The sequence below is a fragment of the Agrobacterium tumefaciens genome, assembly GCF_031801495.1.
Classification (GTDB): domain Bacteria; phylum Pseudomonadota; class Alphaproteobacteria; order Rhizobiales; family Rhizobiaceae; genus Agrobacterium; species Agrobacterium tumefaciens_K.
Map to the genome: position 1 here is coordinate 152,392 of NZ_JAOEGC010000001.1, position 19,040 is coordinate 171,431.

Below are 19,040 nucleotides of genomic sequence, written 5' to 3' on the forward strand. Positions count from 1 at the left end.
GGCGTCACGAGCCGAAACACCCGGAACTCACCGACGACTAGAAATCTCTTGTGCCCACCGTTTGTGTTGAAATTGATAGGCGGTCCAGGTGTGGCGGGCCTCGTCAATGACCCTGCGTACGACGTACCTGATGAAGTTGCCATCATTCCGTGTTATCAATAGCGTGGTAGTTACTTGATCAGAACCATGGAACAACGCTGGCAGCCATGGAGAGCAGCGTGACCGTTACACTAACAGCGATCAACGTCATACCGAGGCCAAGCAAAACCACGAGACCATCCCTCTCGATCAGGCCGATCGCGATCACAAAAAGCGCTGCAACGGGGGTGATGTTGCCGAAGGGAATAGGTAAGGCTACGGCCACCGCAAGGCAAAAAACGGGCAGTGCAAGCATGTAGGACACTCGCGGAGCGGCGAATGCCTTCGCGGAAATGCGGCGATTGCCGATGAAAGATGGCAGCCACAGTGACTTCAACCCAAACGCCAGTTGAAGAGATACTATCGCAAGGGCTGACCCGAACACCATTCCAAAAGGTCCCGGAATTGAGATCACCGCCGGCAGAGCCAAAAGCAGGATGACGAAACCGAACGCGGATTCCCCCATCAGGCGCAGCGTTTCCGTGATCGTAAGGCCGTCCTGCAACTGAGCCTCGGCCACGAGACGGCACAAGGTGGTGGATGCTGTGCTGGTTCCATAGTGACACGTCGCCAAGGTCAACCTTCAGCTTCGCGGTTGTTTTCGGAATTGATCAGTCCACGCAGCGCAGTACATGTCGGATCGTTGACGTCGAACAGGCGATCCGGAGATGTCCATCCCGTCGAGATGCCGACGGCCGTCGCTATTGCCCAGCCCGGCTCATTACCAGCTCTCTCGATGAGACGGGGTACCTGGTTCGCCAGGCACTGCTGTGACTGTTGCACTGCTTGGATGGAGACATTGCCGCGATCAAGGTGTTGCCGCATCTCAGCCTGGAGCGGATCCACAACAAAGACGGCGAACAACCATCCAGCGATATCTGCAATCATAATCATCCTCGTGGTGCGGCCTAAGTGTCGGTGTAAGGTCCGACATCGTGAAAGCGCCGGGACTTTCACCAGAGGGGCCCGGACCAGCGGGTTGATCCTCATTTGGGAAACAGGAGTGCCTCGTTCAAGGCGTAACGACATCATTCCCCGCATGACAAAGCCAAACGGCACAAAATACTCGATGGTCAACGTTTAGGAGGCTCTTCGGGAACAGCGATCTCAATCATGACGGGAGCGTGATCGCTTGTATTGTCCCAGCCCCGGGGCTTGCGGCGGACATTCGCAGACTTCAGCCATGGAGCAGCGATGGGGCTGAGGAGGAGGTGATCGATCCTGAGGCCGGCATCGCGCTCGAAAGAGTGTCGCCAATACTTCCAGAATGTGTAGATTTTGTCGTCAGGATGCAAACGCCTTATGGCGTCGGTCCACCCCTGTGCAAGAAGACCGGCATAGGCCTTGCGAACTTCCGGACGGAATAGAGCGTCGTCACGCCAACGCGCGGGGTCGTAGACATCGCGTTCACTCGCAATGACATTGAAATCCCCGATTAGGATCACAGGGTTTGAAGATCGATAAGTTCCGACGCGTAAAGCCGGAGCCGCTTGAACCAGCGGAGCTTGTAGTCAAACCTGGGACCTGGTGCGGGATTGCCGTTTGGCAGATACAAACTACCGATCAGGATGCCATCGACTGCGGCCTCGATGTATCGGCTTTGATTATCATCTGGATCCCCGGGTAGACCTTTCCGGGTAAGATAAGGATCACGCTCACGAGCATCCCGATCTTCATCATGCCCGCGACGCTGGAGTGGCAAACTGCTAGCCGGCCACCCGTCTGCCGCCCTTTCTAGCCTTACCGAGGCCCCATTACATGTGAGACGGACTGCAAGATGCGGTCACTTGCCTTGGTTGCCAACAACGGCACCGCTACGGCTCCGGCTGCCCCAAGCCTGAGGCCGCTGAAGACACGTCCCAATACAAAGGTGGCGGCGGCGGTGGCAAAGACGCGAAGCCATGGGTGGAATTCCGGGGCAGGATGAGGCTGCCGTGGAGCGTCGAGTTCGTCGACGCGCCTTCGCAGTTCCAAAACGTCCCTCTGAAGTTCCTCAATGTCCGAGCGAAATACGTTTAAGTCCGCGTTCGGCGTATCGTCTGCAGGATACTCTTCGTCGAGTTCGGCTAGATGCTCGCGCAACTGTGCCGGGTCTTTGAACCCGTGCGTTTTGATGTTGGTCATGATTACCTCGTGCGTGGCAGGTTAAAATCTTGGGATTGCTGAGCTGTCTTGCATAGTCGCGATGCCCATAAGCTCACTGGCCATTCTCGTCATCGCGCAGCGGACATCGCTTCATCATCTTGTCGATCAATACCTTGTCTCCGCCGAAACGATCCAAAATCTCCGCCGCTCGTGTGAGCTTCAGCAAATACACCGATTGAAGTTCCTCAATCGTGTACGGTTGCGGATTTGCAGGTTTCATTTTGGCCTCCACAAAAATTACAAATGCTCCGGTATGATGGAGTGTTCCATCTTTTGTGGATATGCATGACGTTTTGCCGGTGATGACGATAATGGCGGCCCGCTCATGGCGCCTACCCAATGCGGCTGGGAGTATCATTTGCGTGGAGGTTATTCGCGGTCCCGACGGCATTGCCGAAAATCTTCGCGTGCGGCGGCCGGTCAATGAGATGCGGGCAGCAACTCCTGCAATTGAGGATACGGAATGATGCTGACCGCGCCATCCCGGAGACGGTCGGCGATGTACGCGGTTAAGGGACTGCCCTCAAGTGCGCGGATGGCGCGGTCTTGGCGTATGTCTATAAACCGTTGGTGCAGACCGATGAGCCGACGCTGCCTCCCTTTACCATGAATGTCGCCTTGCCATCGTCACCAATATGACTTTCTTCTCATGATGTCTTAGGAAATCATACTCTCCGAACTGTGGAAGCGGCCTTGTTTGTACGTTTTTATCGATACGGTTGCCGATATTCCTAGGTGGTGTAATCTTTTGTAACTTATATCAAAAGTTTCATTTTGCAGATTGCGTTAAAGGGGAATCGGCGGTGGCGGAGCAGGTGGAACCAGCTACTACCCTCTGCGTGATCGAGCTGCTGGAGACGATCGATTGGTCTGCAACTCCATTAGGACCACGCTCGTCATGGCCTTCGTGTCTGAATGCAGCAATCAACATAATGGTCGCCTCGCATGCACAGATTGTTATCTTCTGGGGACCCGAGTTTGTTGCTCTTTATAACGACGTGTACGCACCGACGATCGGGGACAAACACCCGAACGCATTCGGCGCTCCGGCGAGAGAGTACTGGCGAGAGCTTTGGGACGACCTTCAACCGCTACTTAAGCGTGTTCTTGAACAAGGGGAAACGGTTGCCGCAAAAGACAGGCCCTTTTACATAGAGCGACACGGATATCCGGAAACGGTCTATTTCGACATCTCCTACTCTCCTGTAAGAGATGAAGCTAACGTTGTGCGCGGCGTTTTTTGTATCGTCAACGAGACGACCGATCGGATCAGGTCGGACGCCGCACTGCGCAACAGTGAGGAGCGCTTGCGCGCAATATTCTCCCAATCGGCTGCGGGTATCGCCCTTCGGGACCTGTCAGGCAAGCTCATCAGCGTCAATGGGCGCTATTGCGAAATCGTCGGTCGTGCTGCCAGAGAATTGATGGGAACACGCATAGAGGATATCACCTATTCAGAGGACCTTGCTCGTAACAACGAGCTTACCCAGCAACTGATGGGAACCGGACAAAGTTTCGATATCGAAAAAAGATACGTGCGTCCTGACGAGAGCCTTGTTTGGGTTACGAACTCGGTTTCGGCTATCCGGGATGACGACGGTAGAATAATGCAATCCGTGGCCATCGTAATCGACATTACCGAGCGCAAGAAGGTCCAGGAAATCGAGAAGCATCTCGCGTCGATGATAGCATCTTCCAACGATGCAATTCTCGGGATTGACCTCGACATGGCGATCACAAGCTGGAACGCTGCCGCCAAACGGCTATATGGTTACGATGAAAGAGAAGCCATTGGCGCATCGGTGTTGATGCTGGTTCCCGACGATCGTCAGGAGGAAGAGCCCTCGATCCTCAACAGGATAAGGTCCGGGCTGGTTGTTGAGCCCTATGAGACCAAACGGATTTGCAAGAGTGGGCGGATCGTCGAAGTTCTGCTCAGTGTGTCACCCATTCTCGACGCATCCGGTCGGGTGATTGGTGCATCCAAGGTGGCTCATGACATATCCGCCCGAAAAGAAGCTGAACGTCTGCAGTCCCTTCTTACGAACGAACTGCATCATCGCGTAAAAAACATACTCGCTACGGTGATTGCGGTTGCGCGCCAGACATTGGGCCGCGACCAATCAAACAGAGATAGCGTTGATGCGTTCACGAGCAGGTTGACCTCCCTTAGCCGCGCGCAAGACCTTCTTATTCACGGAGATTGGTGCCACGCTGATCTGAGATCGGTTGTGATGCAGGCAATTTCTCCTTACCCGATCGACGTTTTCGAGATTGATGGACCACGTGTACCGCTGCCTCCAAAGGCCGTGATTTCATTGTCGCTTGCTCTACATGAACTGGCCACAAACGCTGCCAAATATGGTGCACTATCTGTTCCGGAGGGGCGAATATCAATTGCATGGCAGGATGACGTTAACGCCTCCAAACTGCGTATATTATGGAAAGAACGCGGCGGCCCCCATGTCGTTTTCCCAAAACGCAGGGGATTCGGATCGACGCTTGTAGAGCGGCTTTTGACGGCAGAGCTGCGCGGGGACGCTGAGATCGTTTATTCTCAAGACGGCGTTGTCTGCACTATCGAAGCGGACATGACGAAAATTCGCGACGGGCTATGACAGCCCGACCGTAGTTGCCAGGACGACTGTTGCCGAAGCTGAAGTATCGAGTGGGATCAAGCCGTTGCCGCATTTCCAGGTTATCGAATAGTAATGTTAGCCTATGGTGAGGGCCGTCTTGCGATGACGCACCGCTGCCCGCGACCACAAGACACAGGTGGGTGTCATTATCGTCGCGGTATCTGGTGATTGGTACGGAAACGTACTCATGGTTTTCTTACAATTTCCAGCTGCTAAGGTGCGGCTCGCAGTTGAGGTTTAAGCAGAAAGGCGAACCAACCGGACCGCCATGCCTGAATCCAATTTCCCAGTTCGCAACCGGTTACTCAATGCCCTTGGCAGCGAAAGCTTTTCGCGTCTCGTTCGATATATGGAGCCGATAAAACTACCTGCCGGTCATCGCCTGGTGGCAACAAACTCGCCAATCACGCATCTCTGTTTTATCGAAACCGGGCTGGCGTCAACGATAGCTCACACGGAGGGCGGGAAAAGCATGGAGGTTATGCCCGTCGGCTGCGAGGGTATGACGGGTTGGCCCAGTCTTCTGGGCGCGGAAGCAACCCCCGATGAGACCGTGATGTATGTTTCCGGCGAAGGCTTTCTAGTACCTACATTGGAAATCCGCCGTGAATTGGAAAGCGATATCCGCCTGCGCAACCTGTTATTCGGCTACATCAACGTATGTCTTATACAGATCGGGCAGCTCGTTCTTGCGAATGGTCAATACACCTTGCGCGAACGACTCGCCCGATGGCTACTGATGTGTCATGACAGGCTCAATACCGACAATCTTCCGATTACACATGAATTTCTTTCGACTGTACTCGGCGTTCGGCGGCCGGGCGTGACAAACGAACTGCACGTGCTGGAAGGTATACATGCAATTCGCGCCAGTCGCGGGAACGTTCGTATCATTGACCGCAATCTTCTCGACCAGGTGGCTGCCATGACATATGGCAGTGCTGAGCGTGAATACGAAAGGCTCATCGCGAGGGTGCGGAACGCAACGTCGTCAGGCTTTTCTCTCCAGGGGGGTGGCGAACCGGACCACTTTTAGTGGACGATGCATCCCTCGAAATTTCGCCAGTAACGAACCGCTTCGTCCATCAACACTCGTGCGCCCTCAAATCGCCGTTCCGGTGGTCACATAAAAATATCGGGCGTTTCCAGGAATAAAGGCGATTTCCACCTGGTCCGGATTTTTTGGTCCGCAAAAGAGCAGACAATTACGATTTGAACCTCCCCTCGCTTCCGGAAACCGCTCGGGCAAATTGTTTCGGGTTTGGATAACAGTCTTCCATGATGCCAAAACGGTTTGAGGTCCGAAGCGCCGTGCATCAGATGCTTTGGGGAACTCAACCGTCGAAGATCTGTTATCGCTTACAGCGAAAGGATTACTCATGCGGAAAAAACCTCAACAGGAAGTCGTGAGCGGGCGAGAGGCGCGTCAGGGGTGGCTTGGCCGCCCGGTTCTCGTCGTACTTATCAGCAGTCTTATTCTGGCGGGTATGGTTTGGCTGGGAATAGAAGCATGGTGGTCGTGAGTCTGTGCCATCGCTAACTCGTATTCAATGAAAGGACCGGGTGATGGAAAAAAGTGATAAATACGATCCGATTTTGCGAAAAACCGAGCCAAACGATAGCAAGCCCAAAAAGCGTCGTGCTGCCAGTTTTGTAATTGCATCTATGATTGTAATTGGAGCCGTGGTGTTTGTCGCTTATGCAAGTGTCATTGGCTTCACGCTTTTTAGCGGATGAGTACCAGTGAAATCTACGCGATCGGTTCGGACCCGACGCTGGATCTGTGCGGTTACAGCCTAGCTGGTCAAATAGTAGAAACACCAGCTCGTCGATAGGTGGCTGGCGTTTCCAGTATCTCTCCGAGACTCGCATCCGCTTTTGTCCGATATCTTAGCCCTCCTCTACGAGCGAGCGCTCAAACTGGCGAGTAAGTGACAGCGCGATTTATAAAGTGCATCGCGAAAATAAGCTGACGCCCCGTTCTGTTGGCCCCCTTTGTAGCAGCCTGCATTGGAAGGTTCGGATATTTCGCGATTTTTCGTTATCGCCGTCTCCCCGGCCCTGCTGCCAGATAAGCCCGGAACTATCCTCCGCTTTCTTTGTTAGTTTCATCGCGTAACAGCAGCGCACTCTACTGAACCTACGCCCTTCGTTTGCCCTACAAGTGTGCCAGTGATCGGCGCAGAGCGTTATGAAGAAGCTTTTATACAGTCTTGGGGGCGTTTTGGTGTCCCCATTCACCAACGGCGTTTCGGTTTAAGTGGTTTGGCAAGCAGTCATATTCCTCACGATTTTCCCGGTGCGGAATTCGCAGACCCAGGCTTCGCAGTGATGGAAGCAACCTTGACGACCTGCGGACCAGCAGGCGCACGTCGATAGAGCAGGATCGATCATCCCAACGAAGAGGAAATCGAAGATATCGCGCCAGACTGAAAAGGAAAACGGACCCGGAGCCGAGAAGCTGCCTCCACTTCCCACCAAAGCGCGGTTGCTTTCCCAGCGTTTGGTCAAATCGGTCTACCAGATTGGTGGCGGTGGTGGCCACCTACTTTCACCGAGACGTACTCACCAAAACCAACATGCGGCAAAGTCCGCTGACAGAAGGAGCTAACCATGTCTCTCACAGCCCTTGCATTGAACGCGACACTCAAGCCCTCCGCGTCGACAGAGCCCTCGTCGACCGAAAGACTGCTGGCCCTGATCCTTCAAGAGCTTGGCGATCACGATGTACGAACCGAGACGATCCGGCTTGCGAATCACGACATCAAACCTGGTGTCACATCCGATGAAGGCGACGGGGATGCTTGGCCGGCTATCCGCGAAAAGATTCTTGCTGCCGATATTCTTTTGTTTGGCACACCGATATGGCTCGGACAACCCTCGAGCGTTTGCAAAAGGGCGTTGGAGCGCATGGATGCATTTCTGGACGAAACCGACGAGCAAGGGCGTATGGTTTCCTACGGCAAGATTGCCGCGGTCGCGGTCGTCGGGAATGAGGATGGGGCTCATCATGTTTCTGCGGAACTTTTTCAGGCTCTGAATGATATTGGCTTCACGATCCCTGCAAATGCGGTTGCTTATTGGGTGGGGGAGGCGATGGGCTCGGAGAATTTCATAGATCTCGCTGAAACGCCTGATGCAGTTAAGACCATGATCAGCATGCTTGTGCGCAATACCGTGCATCTGGCGGAATTCCTGAAGAACAACCAGTATCCGGGCGGCAAGGACTGATACCATTCCCTCGGTTCGCAGCACGGGCCTTTCCCCCTCAAGCCGGCTGCGCGGGTCGTTGAGGGTCCTTTCAGGCCCTCCCGGATCGCCGCCGTCGCGACATCTGGAAACGAGGACTTCCTAAGCCGCTAATTATTTTCGGAACTCTTAGCATTTCGGTTTGTTCGGGAGGTGTTCAAGCCGGCCTTAAGGTGTGCTGCTCCGTCGCTCGGGGTAGTCGCATGAGGTAGGCAGGAGAACGATGATGCAAGTGGAGGAAACCTCAATGAAGAAGACTGTTTTCGTTGCGTTGCTCTTGGCGAGCGGTGCGCTGTCGGCTTTCGCCCAGCAGACGCCGACAGCAAATCCCGGAGGTGATACGCCTGCTGTGGCCACACCGGGCGCCAATAATCCCGCGGCACCGGTAGAGGGCGCCAACAGTTTCACCGAAGCGCAGGCCAGGCAGAGAATTGAAGATGCCGGTTACACACAGGTCAAGAACCTGACGAAGGACGACAAGGGTGTGTGGATGGCGTCCGGCATGAAGGGTGGGAAGACCGTCGCCTTAGCGCTCGACTACCAGGGCAACATCGTCGCCAAGTAGGGCGCGCACGATTTTGGGAGAAGTGACATGAGAACCGTAACCGGACTTTTCGACGACTATGATGATGCAAGTGCCGCCGTTTCCGAACTGGAAAACGCGGGCGTCCCGTCACACGATATCAGCATTGTGGCTAGCAACGCCGACAGACGACATGGAGAGGATTCCAATGCGGCCGAGGGCGCTGGGACTGGCGCCGGTATCGGCGCGCTTGTTGGTGGCGCCGGCGGTCTGCTGGCGGGGCTTGGACTGATGGCAATCCCGGGAGTGGGGCCGGTCGTTGCAGCCGGTTGGCTTGCCGCAACGGCAGTCGGAGCAGCCGGCGGCGCTGTTGCCGGCGGTGCTGCCGGCGGGCTGATCGGAGCCATGACCCGCTCGGGTGTTTCCGAAGAGGATGCCAATCTCTACGCGGAAGGGGTGCGCAGGGGCGGCACACTGGTAACCGCCCGTGTGGAAGACAATCTGGTGCCGGAGGCCGAGGCCGTGCTGAAGCGGCAAGGCTGGGTTGATCCTGCCGAACGCCGCGCCGCTTATCGCGAACAGGGCTGGACGCGTTTCGACGAGACCTCGAGACCGTACGCAGCGGAAGACATTGAACAGGAACGTAGCCGCTATCGCCGCTCGGCAATTTGACGAGAACGTCCGTCCTCCAGGGGCCTGGTTCCGCCATGGTCCCTGGTCAACGCCTTGCAGGAGTTAACATGGCCAAAAAACCAGATTCCACCTCATCTTCCGTTACCATCCACGACCAGAAGCTTGTTCGGGGAGAAGGAGGCGAGCTGCACCAGATTGCCGCTGGCGACGAGCCCGTGCTGACGACCGCGCAGGGCGGGCCGGTTGCGGACGACCAGAATTCCCTTCGGGTCGGTCCTCGCGGGCCGCTTCTCGTGGATGATTTTCATTTCCGCGAGAAGATTTTCCATTTCGATCACGAACGGATTCCAGAACGCGTAGTTCATGCCCGCGGTTACGGCGCGCATGGCTATTTCGAGACCTATGACTCCCTTGCCGCCCACACCAAGGCTGACCTGTTTCAGAGGGCCGGTGAAAAGACGCCCGCCTTCGTGCGGTTCTCGACAGTTGCCGGCAACAAGGGCTCGGCCGATCTCGCGCGGGATGTGCGCGGCTTTGCCGTGAAGCTCTACACCAAGGAAGGAAATTGGGATCTCGTCGGCAATAACATTCCCGTCTTCTTCATTCAGGACGCAATCAAGTTTCCGGACCTCATTCATGCCGCCAAGCAGGAGCCCGACCGCGCCTTTCCGCAGGCGCAAACGGCGCATGACACCTTCTGGGATTTCATCAGCCTCACGCCCGAAAGCATGAACATGGTCATGTGGATCATGTCGGACCGGACTATTCCGCGTTCCTTCCGGTTTATGGAAGGGTTCGGCGTACACACCTTCCGCCTCATCAATGCGAAGGGAGAATCGAGCTTCGTGAAGTTTCACTGGAAGCCGAAGCTCGGATTGCAATCGGTGGCGTGGAACGAAGCGGTCAAGATCAACGGCGCCGATCCCGATTTCCACCGGCGTGATCTCTGGACTGCGATCCAGTCCGGCAATTTCCCGGAGTGGGAGTTGCAGGTGCAGCTTTTCGACCAAGACTTCGCCGACAGTTTTGATTTTGACGTCCTCGATCCCACCAAGATCATCCCCGAGGAGATATTGGCGCCCAAACCGGTCGGCCGACTCGTCCTTGATCGTATGCCGGACAACTTCTTTGCCGAGACCGAACAGGTGGCGTTCATGACGCAGAACGTTCCGCCGGGCATCGATTTCAGCAATGATCCGCTGCTCCAGGGCAGGAATTTTTCCTATTTGGATACGCAGTTGAAGCGTCTCGGTGGACCAAACTTCACACATCTGCCGATCAATGCGCCGAAGTGTCCTTTCGCGCATTTTCAGCAGGACGGCCATATGGCGGTGCGCAACCCGACCGGACGGGCCAATTATCAGCCGAATTCCTTCGGAGAGGGTCCAAGGGAATCGCCGATGCGTGGTTTTCAGCATTTCCCCGCTGAAGAGCAGGGACCCAAGGCGAGGCTGCGGCCGGAAAGTTTTGCCGATCACTACAGCCAGGCGCGCCAGTTCTACATTAGCCAAACGCCGCCTGAACAACGCCATATCGCATCGGCGCTCACCTTCGAACTCAGCAAGGTGGAAACGCCAGTCATTCGTGAGAGGATGGTCGCGCATCTTCTCAATATCGATGAAACGTTGGCTGCGACGGTGGCGCAGAAGCTCGGCCTGCAAGCCATGCCGAAGCCCGCGGATGCCGCCATGCCGACCCGTCAGGATCTTGAGCCTTCGCCGGCGCTCAGTATCGTTCAGCGTGGGCCCAAACGGTTCGAGGGTCGCAAGCTCGGTATTCTCATCACCGACGGTGTGGATGCAAAACTGCTGAAGGGGGTGACCAAGGCGGTAACGGCCGAAAAAGCCGTCTTCGAGTTGATCGCGCCCAAGGTTGGCGGCGTGACGGCGTCGGACGGTACGTTCATCGAGGCACATCACATGATCGATGGCGGCCCTTCGGTGCTCTTCGATGCGGTGGCGGTGCTAACATCGGCTACGGCCGTCGACGAACTGACCAAGGAAGCAACCGCGCGGGATTTCGTTGCCGACGCGTTCCAGCACTGCAAATTCATCGGTTACGACCAGTCGGCGCTGCCGCTTCTGGAAAAAGCGGGAATTGCGGATGCCATGGATGAGGGGGTGCTGCCCTTGCCAGGCGAGGAGGGACTGGCGGCCTTCGTGTCCGAACTCGGCAAATTGCGGGTGTGGGCGCGCGAGCCATCGGTGAAGCTCGGCAAGGCCTCCGTTCCCGTTAATGAGCAATGACGAACATCTGATTTCCCACTCACCAACCAAAGCAACAGGAGACTAAAAATGGCTGAGAAGACATTGGAAGACCTTTTCCTCGATACGGTGAAGGACATTTATTTTGCCGAGCGCCAGATTCTCAAGGCGCTTCCGAAGATGGCGCGCGCTGCGCAATCGCCGGACTTGAAGGCGGCATTCGAAAAACACAGGGACGAGACAGAGGTCCATGTGGAGCGTTTGCAGAATGTCTTTGAACTGCTCGGCAAGCCGGCGCGCGGCAAGACCTGTGAGGCGATCCAGGGCATCATCGCGGAAGGCGAGGAAATCATGGAGGAATTCAAGGGCTCGTCCGCGCTTGATGCCGGGCTCATTTCTTCGGCGCAGGCCGTGGAGCATTACGAGATCACCCGCTACGGCACATTGAAGACGTGGGCGGTTGAACTCGGCATGAAGGAAGCGGCCAAACTGTTCGAACAGACGCTGGGCGAAGAAAGTGCGACGGACACGGCGCTCTCGTCGCTTGCCCAGGCCAGCGCGAACGTGAAGGGCAAATCCAAGGCGGCGTAAGCGTTCCGTCACTTGGGAGGTGCCGCTCAAACCGGCGGCACCTTCGATTCTGCAGTTGTCTCTTTCATGCGAGGCTGAACCATGAGGCTGTTTCGCGACAATGGATTGACGATTGTCCTTGTCCTGACTTCCGTATTGACGATCGGTGGTATGCTGGCGACCGGTTGGGCGGTTTACAATGAGGAGCTGGCGCAACATCACGCCATGCCTCTCACGTTTTTTTCTTATGCAAAGAGCGGTCATTTTCTCTCCGCTTTGTTCGAAAACTGGGAGAGCGAATTCCTTCAGATGTCGGCTTACGTGATGCTGACCGCATTTCTTTTTCAAAGAGGCTCGTCGGAGTCCAAAGATCCTGACAAAACGGCCTCGCAGGATGAAGACCCTGCCCAAAACGAAGATGATCCCAAGGCGCCTTGGCCGGTAAAACTTGGAGGATTTATCCGTGCCATATATTCTTATTCCCTGGGTCTGGCGCTGTTCTTTCTTTTTATCGTCAGTTTTCTCCTGCACCTGAAATACAGTGCCGACACGGCGGCGTTGGAAGCCGCCATGCACGGCGAGCCCGAGACGACGCTGTTTGCGCATCTGGGAAGTGTAGAATTCTGGTTTGAATCGTTTCAGAACTGGCAATCGGAGTTTCTGTCGACTGCGGTCCTCGTCGTTCTTTCCATCTTCCTGCGCTTTCGCGGATCGCCGGAATCAAAGCCGGTTGCCGCTCCTCACAGCGAGACTGGCGGGTAGGGAGGAGGCATGATCGAATTTTCGGACGAGGGAGACTGGCGGCACCTGTGCGTCGACATGCAGCGCGTTTTCGCCGAGGATACGCCATGGCATGTCGAATGGATGGACCGTATCAGCGAAGAGGTGGAGGCCGTGGTTCAGGCGGATCCCGCCCGCTGCATTTTCACCTGTTTTATGCCGCCTAAAACCGTAGAAGAGGCTCCCGGTGCGTGGCAGGCCTATTACGAAAAATGGCCGATGATGACGCAGCAGGCCCTGCCTCCCGAGCTCATCGAGGTCATCCCCTCCCTATCGCGCTATATCCCACCCGCCCGTATCTTCCGCAAAAGCGTCTATTCGCCGTGGCAACAAGGGGGTCTCGGCGAAATCCTGCGGAAAGAGCGTGTATCGACGGTTGTGATCACAGGCGGAGAAACGGATGTCTGCGTTCTCGCCACCGTTCTGGGTGCGATAGACCAGGGTTTCCATGTCGTTCTGGTAGAAGACGCGCTTTGCAGCGGAAGGGATGCGACGCACGACGCAGCGTTAAAGTTGCTCTCCGGCCGTTATTCGACGCAGTTGCAGGTCTGTGACACAGCGATACTCCTCGGTGCTCTTCCGTCGCAATCCGCTCGGCGGCTGATAAAATTCCCGTAGGCCAGCGTCACTTTTCTTCCGGGGCAGCCATTTTGCGGTGTTGTTTTGCCAGGATCTCGGATGGGGTCACGTTTGCCGCAGCCGACATCAGCTTGTTTTTCCAGCCGGACACGACGTCACCGTCGCCATTCATCATCGCTTCATAGCCGATTTGCGCGACGAAGCCGGGATCGTCCTTCTTCTGTTTGCCGACCGGCGTATCGAGCATATCTGCGCGCTCGAAAAATGCCGTTTCTGTTGCTCCGGGCATCAGGCAGGTAACGGTAACGCCGGTGCCATCCAGCTCTTCACGAAGTGCGAACGAGAAGGAATTAATAAACGCTTTTGTCGCGTTATACACCGCCTGAAAGCTGCCGGGCATGAAACCGGCAATGGAGCCCGTGAACAGGATCCGGCCGGTGCCGCGCTGGCGCATGCCGTTGCCTATCGCATGCACCAGCGCAACGGTGCCGCTGATGTTGGTGGCTATCACCCGCTGGATAGCATCCATTTTCTGATCCAGAAAACCGTTGCCCAGCCCCTGTCCCGCGTTCGCAAAAAGCAGATCGACCGGGCGCTCTTTCGTCGCTATTCGGGCGAGAAGTTTTTCCACGCCTGCCTGTGTAGAAAGGTCGGCTTGCACCGCCTCCACTTCCGTTCCCGCCGCCAGTAACTTCGTAGCGGCCGTTTCAATTTCCGCTTCGTCAGCCACGATGATGAGATTGTAACCGTCCTGCGCGGCGCATCTTGCCAGTTCGTACCCGATGCCTGACGATGCGCCAGTAACCACAGCAAGGCCCTTGATGGATTTTTTCGCAGGCATGGTTGTTCTCCTATGGCTTCAGGACGACCTTGATGCAGCCATCGTCGCGGTGGCTGAACGTTTTATAAAGATCAGGGCCTTCATCGAGGGTGGCGCGGTGGGTGATGACGAAGGAAGGGTCTATCTCTCCCTTCTCGATCCGCCCCAGAAGGGTGGGAAGATAGGCCTGCACAGGTGTCTGAGCCATTCGGAATGTCAGGCCGCGATTGATCGCGGAGCCCATCGGGATCTTGTCGAGAAAACCGCCATAGACGCCGACGATCGAGACTGTGCCGAAGTTACGGCAGCAATAAATAGCCTGCCGCAGCACATGTGGACGGTCCGTCCCCATGAATGTCGCCACCTTGATACGGTCGAGCCGGGAATCCCATCCGGCGGCCGGATCCGGTTCCGTCCCCACGGCGTCGATGCAGGCGTCGGCGCCGCGACCATGGGTCAATTCCATGATCTGCTCGTAAATATCGTCATCCAGATAATTCAGTGTGAGCGCGCCTGCGGCGGCGGCAAGCGCGATCCGTTCGGGTACGGAATCGATGGCGATGACGCGTTCCGCACCCAAAAGGAAGGCGGAGCGGATGGCCATTTGGCCGACAGGACCGCAGCCCCAGATGGCAATCGTATCGCCGGGCTGGATATTACAGAAATCCGCCGCCATGTAACCGGTCGGGAAAATGTCTGACAGGAACAGGACCTGCTCGTCCGTCAGCCCGTCCGGAACCTTGATGGGCCCGACATCGGCATAGGGAACCCGCATATATTCGGCCTGGCCCCCGCTGAAACCGCCCAGAAGGTGCGTGTAGCCGAACAGCCCAGCGGGGGAGTTTCCCCACATCTCCCGAACCTTATGCGGGTTGGGGTTGCTGCGCTCGCAGCCGGAGTAAAACCCTCTTTTGCAGAAGAAGCATTCTCCACAGGCAATGGTAAAGGGAACGACGACCCGGTCGCCGACCTTCAGGGTCTTGTTGTCCCTACCGACGTCGACAACTTCGCCCATGGTCTCGTGGCCCATAATATCGCCGCCATGCATTTCGGGCATGATGCCGTTGTAGAGATGAAGATCAGAACCGCAGATTGCGCAGGCGGTCACCTTGATAATCGCGTCGCGACCGTGCTCGATTTGTGGATCGGGGACACTCTCACAGCGAATGTCGTGCTTACCGTGCCAGGTCAGTGCCTTCATGGTCGGTTTTCCTTCCGGATCGGAGGAGCAGCAGGGGCTGCCGGGTTCACGCCTAACCGGGCACCCCCGTGAAAGTTCCGGAATTTTTGGCGATCGCGTCGAGCCGTGTGCAGCGACGGAAGGAAGGGAACAAGCGTGGCAGAGCGTAGTTAGGCCACCTATCTTCCCAGCAATGGAGGTCCAGCCATGAGCCAGACAGTCGATCACGAAAACAGCAACAGCTTGAATATCGAGGCTAAAACCCCGAGGGTCATCAAGATCATTGTGGGCGAGCGTACCATACTTGAAGGCGTCCTGAGCACCGGCAGCGTCTTGACGGTACAGACGCGAGAAGGCGCCGAGCCACAATCCATCGAACTTGTGATCGATGATTTGGCCCGGTGACGATTTTCGATCGGGTTAACCTCTGAAATCGCCCTCGTTGGTGTCCCGCTCGTCGTAGTTCAAATCCCAGTCTTTTTCAGGTTTTTTGACCCCGGGCGGCAGCTTATTGGCGGTTGCGTCGTCCGACCCGGTGATAACCCTTGGCTTCGCACTCGCGACGCCGTTGTTATCAGAGGTTTTTTTGCCGCGCGCAAATTGCGGTTCGCTGTCCTTATGAATCTGCTTCAGCTTGTCGTCCTTGTTCATGACATCCTCCTTGATACGCCCCTAACCATTTTCCGGCGACCCTGTTCCCTCAGACCTTCATCACGCCGGAACATCCTTCCGGCGGCATGGTTAGAAAACTGCGGGGATAGCGGGTCCCTCATTCTGGAAACCACAAGCGGAGATGAAGCGATGAGCCTACCAGACGATGACGCCAAGCCAGAGCCCGGTACGGATGACGCCCGTTCCGGCAATAGCGATGAAAGCCGCAAGGACAGGGAACGGACGAGAGAAAACGCGGAACGTATGATTGAACAGCGGCATCGGAAACAATCACCCGGCAGTGCGGAAAGTGCCTGAAGCCACGTTGTCGGGACGCGAGCATTAACGCGGTCCGGGTGTTCTCAATGAGACCTTTGGATCGTCGCGGATTTCGCTATTGTACGTTGGCGTACAGCAACCAAGCGTCCGCCGAGACATTTGCCCATAGTGAAAGGATGGGAAAATGGCCAAGCACGCTGTGAGTGGAGTTTCCGGAAACACATTAAATGATGCGCAGCTGGAGGTGTTGCGTATCGGTATTGCAGATCTGGCGCCGGCCTTGACGGCTTTTGCCCGCCGCTTCGTCAGGAATGAAGAGGATGTCGACGATCTCGTTCAAGAGACGATGTTGCGAGGACTGCGGTCCCTGCACGGTTTTACGCCCGGCACGGCTTTGAAATCGTGGCTCTTCACCATTTTGCGCAACACGTTCTGTACCCGCTACAAGGTGTCTAAACGCGAATGTGTAGGCTTGCCCGTTGGTATCGAGCAGACGATGTCTACCCCTGCCAGCCAGGAATGGCGTGTGCAGCATCAGGAAGTCATGCGCGCGATACGGGATCTCGACAAGGATCAGAAAAAAGCGCTTCTGCTTGTCGCCGGAGGGACAAGTTACTCCGATGCCGCGGCCATTTGCGGCTGCCGGGTGGGCACGATCAAAAGCCGGGTGAACAGGGCAAGGGAATCGCTTCGGCGCAACCTTGACTAAAGGGTAATTTCTCACAATGCGGACGCCTTCGTCCGTCCAACCGCATGCACTCGAGAATGCCTTTCCGGTGGATCGCCGGAAATCATATTTCGATGTTGAACCGGCCGCGCAAGACATTGCCGCGGCCGTTTTGTTTCTCTGCGCCTATCAGCGGTCACCGATCGCAAATTGCAGGGCATAATCGCCATAGCTCGTGCCCTCGATACTGCCGTGCCGGAAAAAGGTTTCCCCCTGCACAGCCGGAAGACTGGTGAGGTTTGGCGAAAGGTTGGCGCGCATTTCCAGCCGTCCCGCGCTGAAATACCAGTCGATCGCCAGACATTGGGTTTCGCAGTCAAGGGAAACTCCCATCTCGAAATCCGAGCACAGGAGCGGCCAGATGTACCGGCGCCGTTTCTCGAGCAATGCCTTCATCCTTTCCCTTGCCAGCTTCCCCTCGGTCGTTTCAGCCTGATCCCACTTCAGAGTCGAGATTTGCATCGTGTGCGGATCATTCGGATCCAGCACTACTTCTGGGGCCTCGGGAGGTAATTCGCCCTGGAAGCTTTCCGCCTGTTTCAGCCGATTCTTGATCTCCTGCTCCCGGTCGTTTTGAGGGTGGTCGGAAAAAAAGAAGAACGGGTTGGTCGAACCATGGTCGTCGCCCATGAACATCAGCGGCGTCTGCGGGGCGAGGAGGAGGATCGTCTCAAGCGTATCGAAAAGGGCAGGTTGTATCAGGGAGCGCAGCCGCTCGCCGCGCAGGCGGTTACCGGCCTGATCGTGGTTATGCAGAAAGTTTACGAACCGGTGGGGCGGGAGATGGCCGCTGGGTTGACCGCTTCCCGCAAAATTATGAGAAGGCCGCGGGTGGCCCTGATAGACAAAGCCGGTTGCGAGCGAGCGGCGAAGACCGTCATAGGGCTGGTTGGCGAAATCTGCGTAAAGGCCACCGTCCTCATGCGTGGTGGCAACATGGATCACGTGGTGAAAGTCGTCGTTCCATTCGGCATCGACACCGACGAGGCCATCAGACGAAGGTGTCATGGGTGAGGCTGCATTTCGCGCGTCTTCCGTAACGATATGGACATGCCTGCTCGTTATCGCCCGCTTCACGTGCGCCGCCATCTCGATCAGAAAATCGACGTCTCCGTCGCCGCCGGCGAGATGGTCGGCGGCATCGATCCGCAGCCCGTCAAACCGATAGGTCTCTAGCCAGTAGAGCGCGTTCTGGAGAAAGAACGACCGCACCTCGGCGCGGTTGAAGTCCGGCGCGGGTCCCCACGGCGTCCCGCCCTGCTTGAAGAATGCGGGGGCAAACGACTCAATTGCGTTCCCCGTGGTGCCGAAGTGGTTATAGACGACATCCAGCAGCACCATGATGCCGTGGGCGTGGGCCTTATCGATAAAGGCCTTGAGGTCTTCGGGCGTGCCATAATCTCGCTGGGGCGCGAACTGCAGAACACCGTCATAACCCCAGCCGCGACTGCCCGAGAAGGTCGCGAGCGGCATGAGTTCGACAACCGTCACACCGATGCCTGCGAGATATTCGAGCTTCTCCGCTGCGGCCGCAAATGTTCCCTCTTTTGTAAACGTTCCGACATGAAGCTCATAAACGACCGCTTCGTGCCACGGCCGGCCTTTCCAGTCGGGGTTTTTCCAGTGGAAGTCATGATTGACGATAAGGGAGGGGCCGAGCGGGCCTTCGTCCTGCTGGTTGGAAGCGGGATCCGCAACCCTTGTCCCGTCATCCAGTATGAAACCGTAGCGATCGCCGGTGGAGGTGGGTATTGTGGCGTCATGCCAGCCGTTCCCGGCCGTTTGCATGTCGAATTCCCCGTCGTTCAGCCACAGTTTCACCGTTGCCGAGGCGGGTGCCCATATGCTGAAAACCGTGTCGCCGGATTGATTGCACTGCACACCCCATTCGCGATAATTCGCTGCATTCATCACCAGAACCTC

Annotated in this window: 22 protein-coding genes and 1 pseudogene; 13 read left to right on the forward strand and 10 right to left on the reverse strand. The window is 56.4% G+C overall.

From position 1 onward, the window contains the following. Nucleotides 1–178: 178 nt before the first annotated feature. From N7578_RS00775 to N7578_RS00795, 5 genes and pseudogenes are all read right to left on the reverse strand, one after another. Complete coding sequence (locus tag N7578_RS00775; protein WP_311108423.1) at nucleotides 179–712, reverse strand: exopolysaccharide biosynthesis protein; 534 nt, start codon at nucleotides 710–712, stop codon at nucleotides 179–181. 2 nt (nucleotides 713–714) lie between these two features. Further along, a complete protein-coding gene (locus N7578_RS00780; RefSeq protein ID WP_311108424.1) occupies nucleotides 715–1,026 on the reverse strand; it encodes a hypothetical protein in 312 nt (103 codons plus the stop codon). A gap of 185 nt (nucleotides 1,027–1,211) precedes the next feature. Beyond that, nucleotides 1,212–1,786, reverse strand: a pseudogene (locus tag N7578_RS00785) (exodeoxyribonuclease III); the annotation flags it as partial. Between the two features lie 92 nt (nucleotides 1,787–1,878). After that, complete coding sequence (locus N7578_RS00790; RefSeq protein WP_311108425.1) at nucleotides 1,879–2,262, reverse strand: hypothetical protein; 384 nt, start codon at nucleotides 2,260–2,262, stop codon at nucleotides 1,879–1,881. Between the two features lie 73 nt (nucleotides 2,263–2,335). Continuing rightward, entirely contained in the window at nucleotides 2,336–2,503 is a 168-nt protein-coding gene (locus N7578_RS00795) for a hypothetical protein (protein ID WP_311108426.1), read from the reverse strand. A gap of 583 nt (nucleotides 2,504–3,086) precedes the next feature. Between N7578_RS00795 and N7578_RS00800 the strand changes: the two genes are divergently transcribed. The 11 genes from N7578_RS00800 (at nucleotide 3,087) to N7578_RS00850 (ending at nucleotide 13,499) form a co-directional block, all read left to right on the forward strand. After that, the gene (locus N7578_RS00800) at nucleotides 3,087–4,901 is read left to right on the forward strand and encodes a PAS domain S-box protein (protein ID WP_311108427.1); all 1,815 of its coding nucleotides are present in this window, start codon (nucleotides 3,087–3,089) and stop codon (nucleotides 4,899–4,901) included. A gap of 289 nt (nucleotides 4,902–5,190) precedes the next feature. Beyond that, nucleotides 5,191–5,958 carry a Crp/Fnr family transcriptional regulator gene (locus N7578_RS00805; RefSeq protein ID WP_311108428.1) on the forward strand — a complete coding sequence of 256 codons (768 nt, stop codon included), beginning with the start codon at nucleotides 5,191–5,193 and terminating at the stop codon, nucleotides 5,956–5,958. Between the two features lie 343 nt (nucleotides 5,959–6,301). Then, a complete protein-coding gene (locus tag N7578_RS00810) occupies nucleotides 6,302–6,445 on the forward strand; it encodes a hypothetical protein (RefSeq protein WP_311108429.1) in 144 nt (47 codons plus the stop codon). Between the two features lie 43 nt (nucleotides 6,446–6,488). Continuing rightward, a complete protein-coding gene (locus N7578_RS00815) occupies nucleotides 6,489–6,659 on the forward strand; it encodes a hypothetical protein (RefSeq protein ID WP_311108430.1) in 171 nt (56 codons plus the stop codon). A gap of 876 nt (nucleotides 6,660–7,535) precedes the next feature. Then, on the forward strand, nucleotides 7,536–8,153 hold the full coding sequence (locus tag N7578_RS00820; RefSeq protein ID WP_311108431.1) for an NAD(P)H-dependent oxidoreductase: 618 nt from the start codon (nucleotides 7,536–7,538) through the stop codon (nucleotides 8,151–8,153). A gap of 265 nt (nucleotides 8,154–8,418) precedes the next feature. Next, nucleotides 8,419–8,736 (forward strand): PepSY domain-containing protein, encoded by a 318-nt coding sequence (locus N7578_RS00825; protein WP_311108432.1) that lies wholly within the window; start codon nucleotides 8,419–8,421, stop codon nucleotides 8,734–8,736. 27 nt (nucleotides 8,737–8,763) lie between these two features. Continuing rightward, nucleotides 8,764–9,366 (forward strand): general stress protein, encoded by a 603-nt coding sequence (locus N7578_RS00830; protein WP_311108433.1) that lies wholly within the window; start codon nucleotides 8,764–8,766, stop codon nucleotides 9,364–9,366. A 68-nt stretch (nucleotides 9,367–9,434) separates the two neighbouring features. After that, a complete protein-coding gene (gene catE / locus N7578_RS00835) occupies nucleotides 9,435–11,573 on the forward strand; it encodes a catalase C (protein ID WP_311108434.1) in 2,139 nt (712 codons plus the stop codon). A gap of 48 nt (nucleotides 11,574–11,621) precedes the next feature. Continuing rightward, entirely contained in the window at nucleotides 11,622–12,122 is a 501-nt protein-coding gene (locus tag N7578_RS00840) for a ferritin-like domain-containing protein (RefSeq protein WP_311108435.1), read from the forward strand. A gap of 81 nt (nucleotides 12,123–12,203) precedes the next feature. Then, entirely contained in the window at nucleotides 12,204–12,863 is a 660-nt protein-coding gene (locus N7578_RS00845; RefSeq protein WP_311108436.1) for a DUF6766 family protein, read from the forward strand. Between the two features lie 9 nt (nucleotides 12,864–12,872). Further along, nucleotides 12,873–13,499: an isochorismatase family cysteine hydrolase gene (locus tag N7578_RS00850; protein WP_311108437.1), complete on the forward strand. Its 627-nt coding sequence runs from the start codon at nucleotides 12,873–12,875 to the stop codon at nucleotides 13,497–13,499. Nucleotides 13,500–13,506: 7 nt separating this feature from the next. Here the strand turns inward: N7578_RS00850 and N7578_RS00855 are convergent, their stop codons facing one another. Continuing rightward, nucleotides 13,507–14,301 carry an SDR family NAD(P)-dependent oxidoreductase gene (locus tag N7578_RS00855; protein ID WP_311108438.1) on the reverse strand — a complete coding sequence of 265 codons (795 nt, stop codon included), beginning with the start codon at nucleotides 14,299–14,301 and terminating at the stop codon, nucleotides 13,507–13,509. Between the two features lie 10 nt (nucleotides 14,302–14,311). Further along, on the reverse strand, nucleotides 14,312–15,481 hold the full coding sequence (locus N7578_RS00860; RefSeq protein WP_311108439.1) for a zinc-dependent alcohol dehydrogenase: 1,170 nt from the start codon (nucleotides 15,479–15,481) through the stop codon (nucleotides 14,312–14,314). A gap of 186 nt (nucleotides 15,482–15,667) precedes the next feature. Here N7578_RS00860 and N7578_RS00865 point away from each other — a divergent pair, with 186 nt between their 5' ends. Beyond that, complete coding sequence (locus N7578_RS00865) at nucleotides 15,668–15,865, forward strand: hypothetical protein (protein WP_311108440.1); 198 nt, start codon at nucleotides 15,668–15,670, stop codon at nucleotides 15,863–15,865. Nucleotides 15,866–15,880: 15 nt separating this feature from the next. On the opposite strand, the gene N7578_RS00870 is transcribed toward N7578_RS00865, so the two are convergent. Beyond that, complete coding sequence (locus N7578_RS00870; RefSeq protein WP_013762433.1) at nucleotides 15,881–16,111, reverse strand: hypothetical protein; 231 nt, start codon at nucleotides 16,109–16,111, stop codon at nucleotides 15,881–15,883. Nucleotides 16,112–16,267: 156 nt separating this feature from the next. After that, nucleotides 16,268–16,393 (reverse strand): hypothetical protein, encoded by a 126-nt coding sequence (locus N7578_RS00875; RefSeq protein ID WP_311108441.1) that lies wholly within the window; start codon nucleotides 16,391–16,393, stop codon nucleotides 16,268–16,270. 181 nt (nucleotides 16,394–16,574) lie between these two features. Between N7578_RS00875 and N7578_RS00880 the strand changes: the two genes are divergently transcribed. Beyond that, nucleotides 16,575–17,099, forward strand: coding sequence for a sigma-70 family RNA polymerase sigma factor (locus N7578_RS00880; RefSeq protein WP_112154539.1), 525 nt, complete (start codon nucleotides 16,575–16,577; stop codon nucleotides 17,097–17,099). A gap of 147 nt (nucleotides 17,100–17,246) precedes the next feature. On the opposite strand, the gene treZ is transcribed toward N7578_RS00880, so the two are convergent. Continuing rightward, entirely contained in the window at nucleotides 17,247–19,028 is a 1,782-nt protein-coding gene (treZ, locus tag N7578_RS00885; RefSeq protein ID WP_311108442.1) for a malto-oligosyltrehalose trehalohydrolase, read from the reverse strand. Nucleotides 19,029–19,040: the final 12 nt, after the last annotated feature.

Bases quoted from the DNA above. Each gene is read 5' to 3' on its own strand.
- N7578_RS00855 (WP_311108438.1), bottom strand. From the start codon at position 14,301: ATGCCTGCGAAAAAATCCATCAAGGGCCTTGCTGTGGTTACTGGCGCA.
- N7578_RS00840 (WP_311108435.1), top strand. From the start codon at position 11,622: ATGGCTGAGAAGACATTGGAAGACCTTTTCCTCGATACGGTGAAGGAC.
- N7578_RS00815 (WP_311108430.1), top strand. From the start codon at position 6,489: ATGGAAAAAAGTGATAAATACGATCCGATTTTGCGAAAAACCGAGCCA.
- N7578_RS00805 (WP_311108428.1), top strand. From the start codon at position 5,191: ATGCCTGAATCCAATTTCCCAGTTCGCAACCGGTTACTCAATGCCCTT.
- N7578_RS00830 (WP_311108433.1), top strand. From the start codon at position 8,764: ATGAGAACCGTAACCGGACTTTTCGACGACTATGATGATGCAAGTGCC.
- N7578_RS00780 (WP_311108424.1), bottom strand. From the start codon at position 1,026: ATGATTGCAGATATCGCTGGATGGTTGTTCGCCGTCTTTGTTGTGGAT.
- N7578_RS00825 (WP_311108432.1), top strand. From the start codon at position 8,419: ATGAAGAAGACTGTTTTCGTTGCGTTGCTCTTGGCGAGCGGTGCGCTG.
- N7578_RS00860 (WP_311108439.1), bottom strand. From the start codon at position 15,481: ATGAAGGCACTGACCTGGCACGGTAAGCACGACATTCGCTGTGAGAGT.
- N7578_RS00875 (WP_311108441.1), bottom strand. From the start codon at position 16,393: ATGCCGCTGTTCAATCATACGTTCCGCGTTTTCTCTCGTCCGTTCCCT.
- N7578_RS00870 (WP_013762433.1), bottom strand. From the start codon at position 16,111: ATGAACAAGGACGACAAGCTGAAGCAGATTCATAAGGACAGCGAACCG.
- treZ (WP_311108442.1), bottom strand. From the start codon at position 19,028: ATGAATGCAGCGAATTATCGCGAATGGGGTGTGCAGTGCAATCAATCC.
- N7578_RS00850 (WP_311108437.1), top strand. From the start codon at position 12,873: ATGATCGAATTTTCGGACGAGGGAGACTGGCGGCACCTGTGCGTCGAC.
- N7578_RS00795 (WP_311108426.1), bottom strand. From the start codon at position 2,503: ATGAAACCTGCAAATCCGCAACCGTACACGATTGAGGAACTTCAATCG.
- N7578_RS00820 (WP_311108431.1), top strand. From the start codon at position 7,536: ATGTCTCTCACAGCCCTTGCATTGAACGCGACACTCAAGCCCTCCGCG.
- N7578_RS00865 (WP_311108440.1), top strand. From the start codon at position 15,668: ATGAGCCAGACAGTCGATCACGAAAACAGCAACAGCTTGAATATCGAG.
- N7578_RS00810 (WP_311108429.1), top strand. From the start codon at position 6,302: ATGCGGAAAAAACCTCAACAGGAAGTCGTGAGCGGGCGAGAGGCGCGT.
- catE (WP_311108434.1), top strand. From the start codon at position 9,435: ATGGCCAAAAAACCAGATTCCACCTCATCTTCCGTTACCATCCACGAC.
- N7578_RS00790 (WP_311108425.1), bottom strand. From the start codon at position 2,262: ATGACCAACATCAAAACGCACGGGTTCAAAGACCCGGCACAGTTGCGC.
- N7578_RS00845 (WP_311108436.1), top strand. From the start codon at position 12,204: ATGAGGCTGTTTCGCGACAATGGATTGACGATTGTCCTTGTCCTGACT.
- N7578_RS00880 (WP_112154539.1), top strand. From the start codon at position 16,575: ATGGCCAAGCACGCTGTGAGTGGAGTTTCCGGAAACACATTAAATGAT.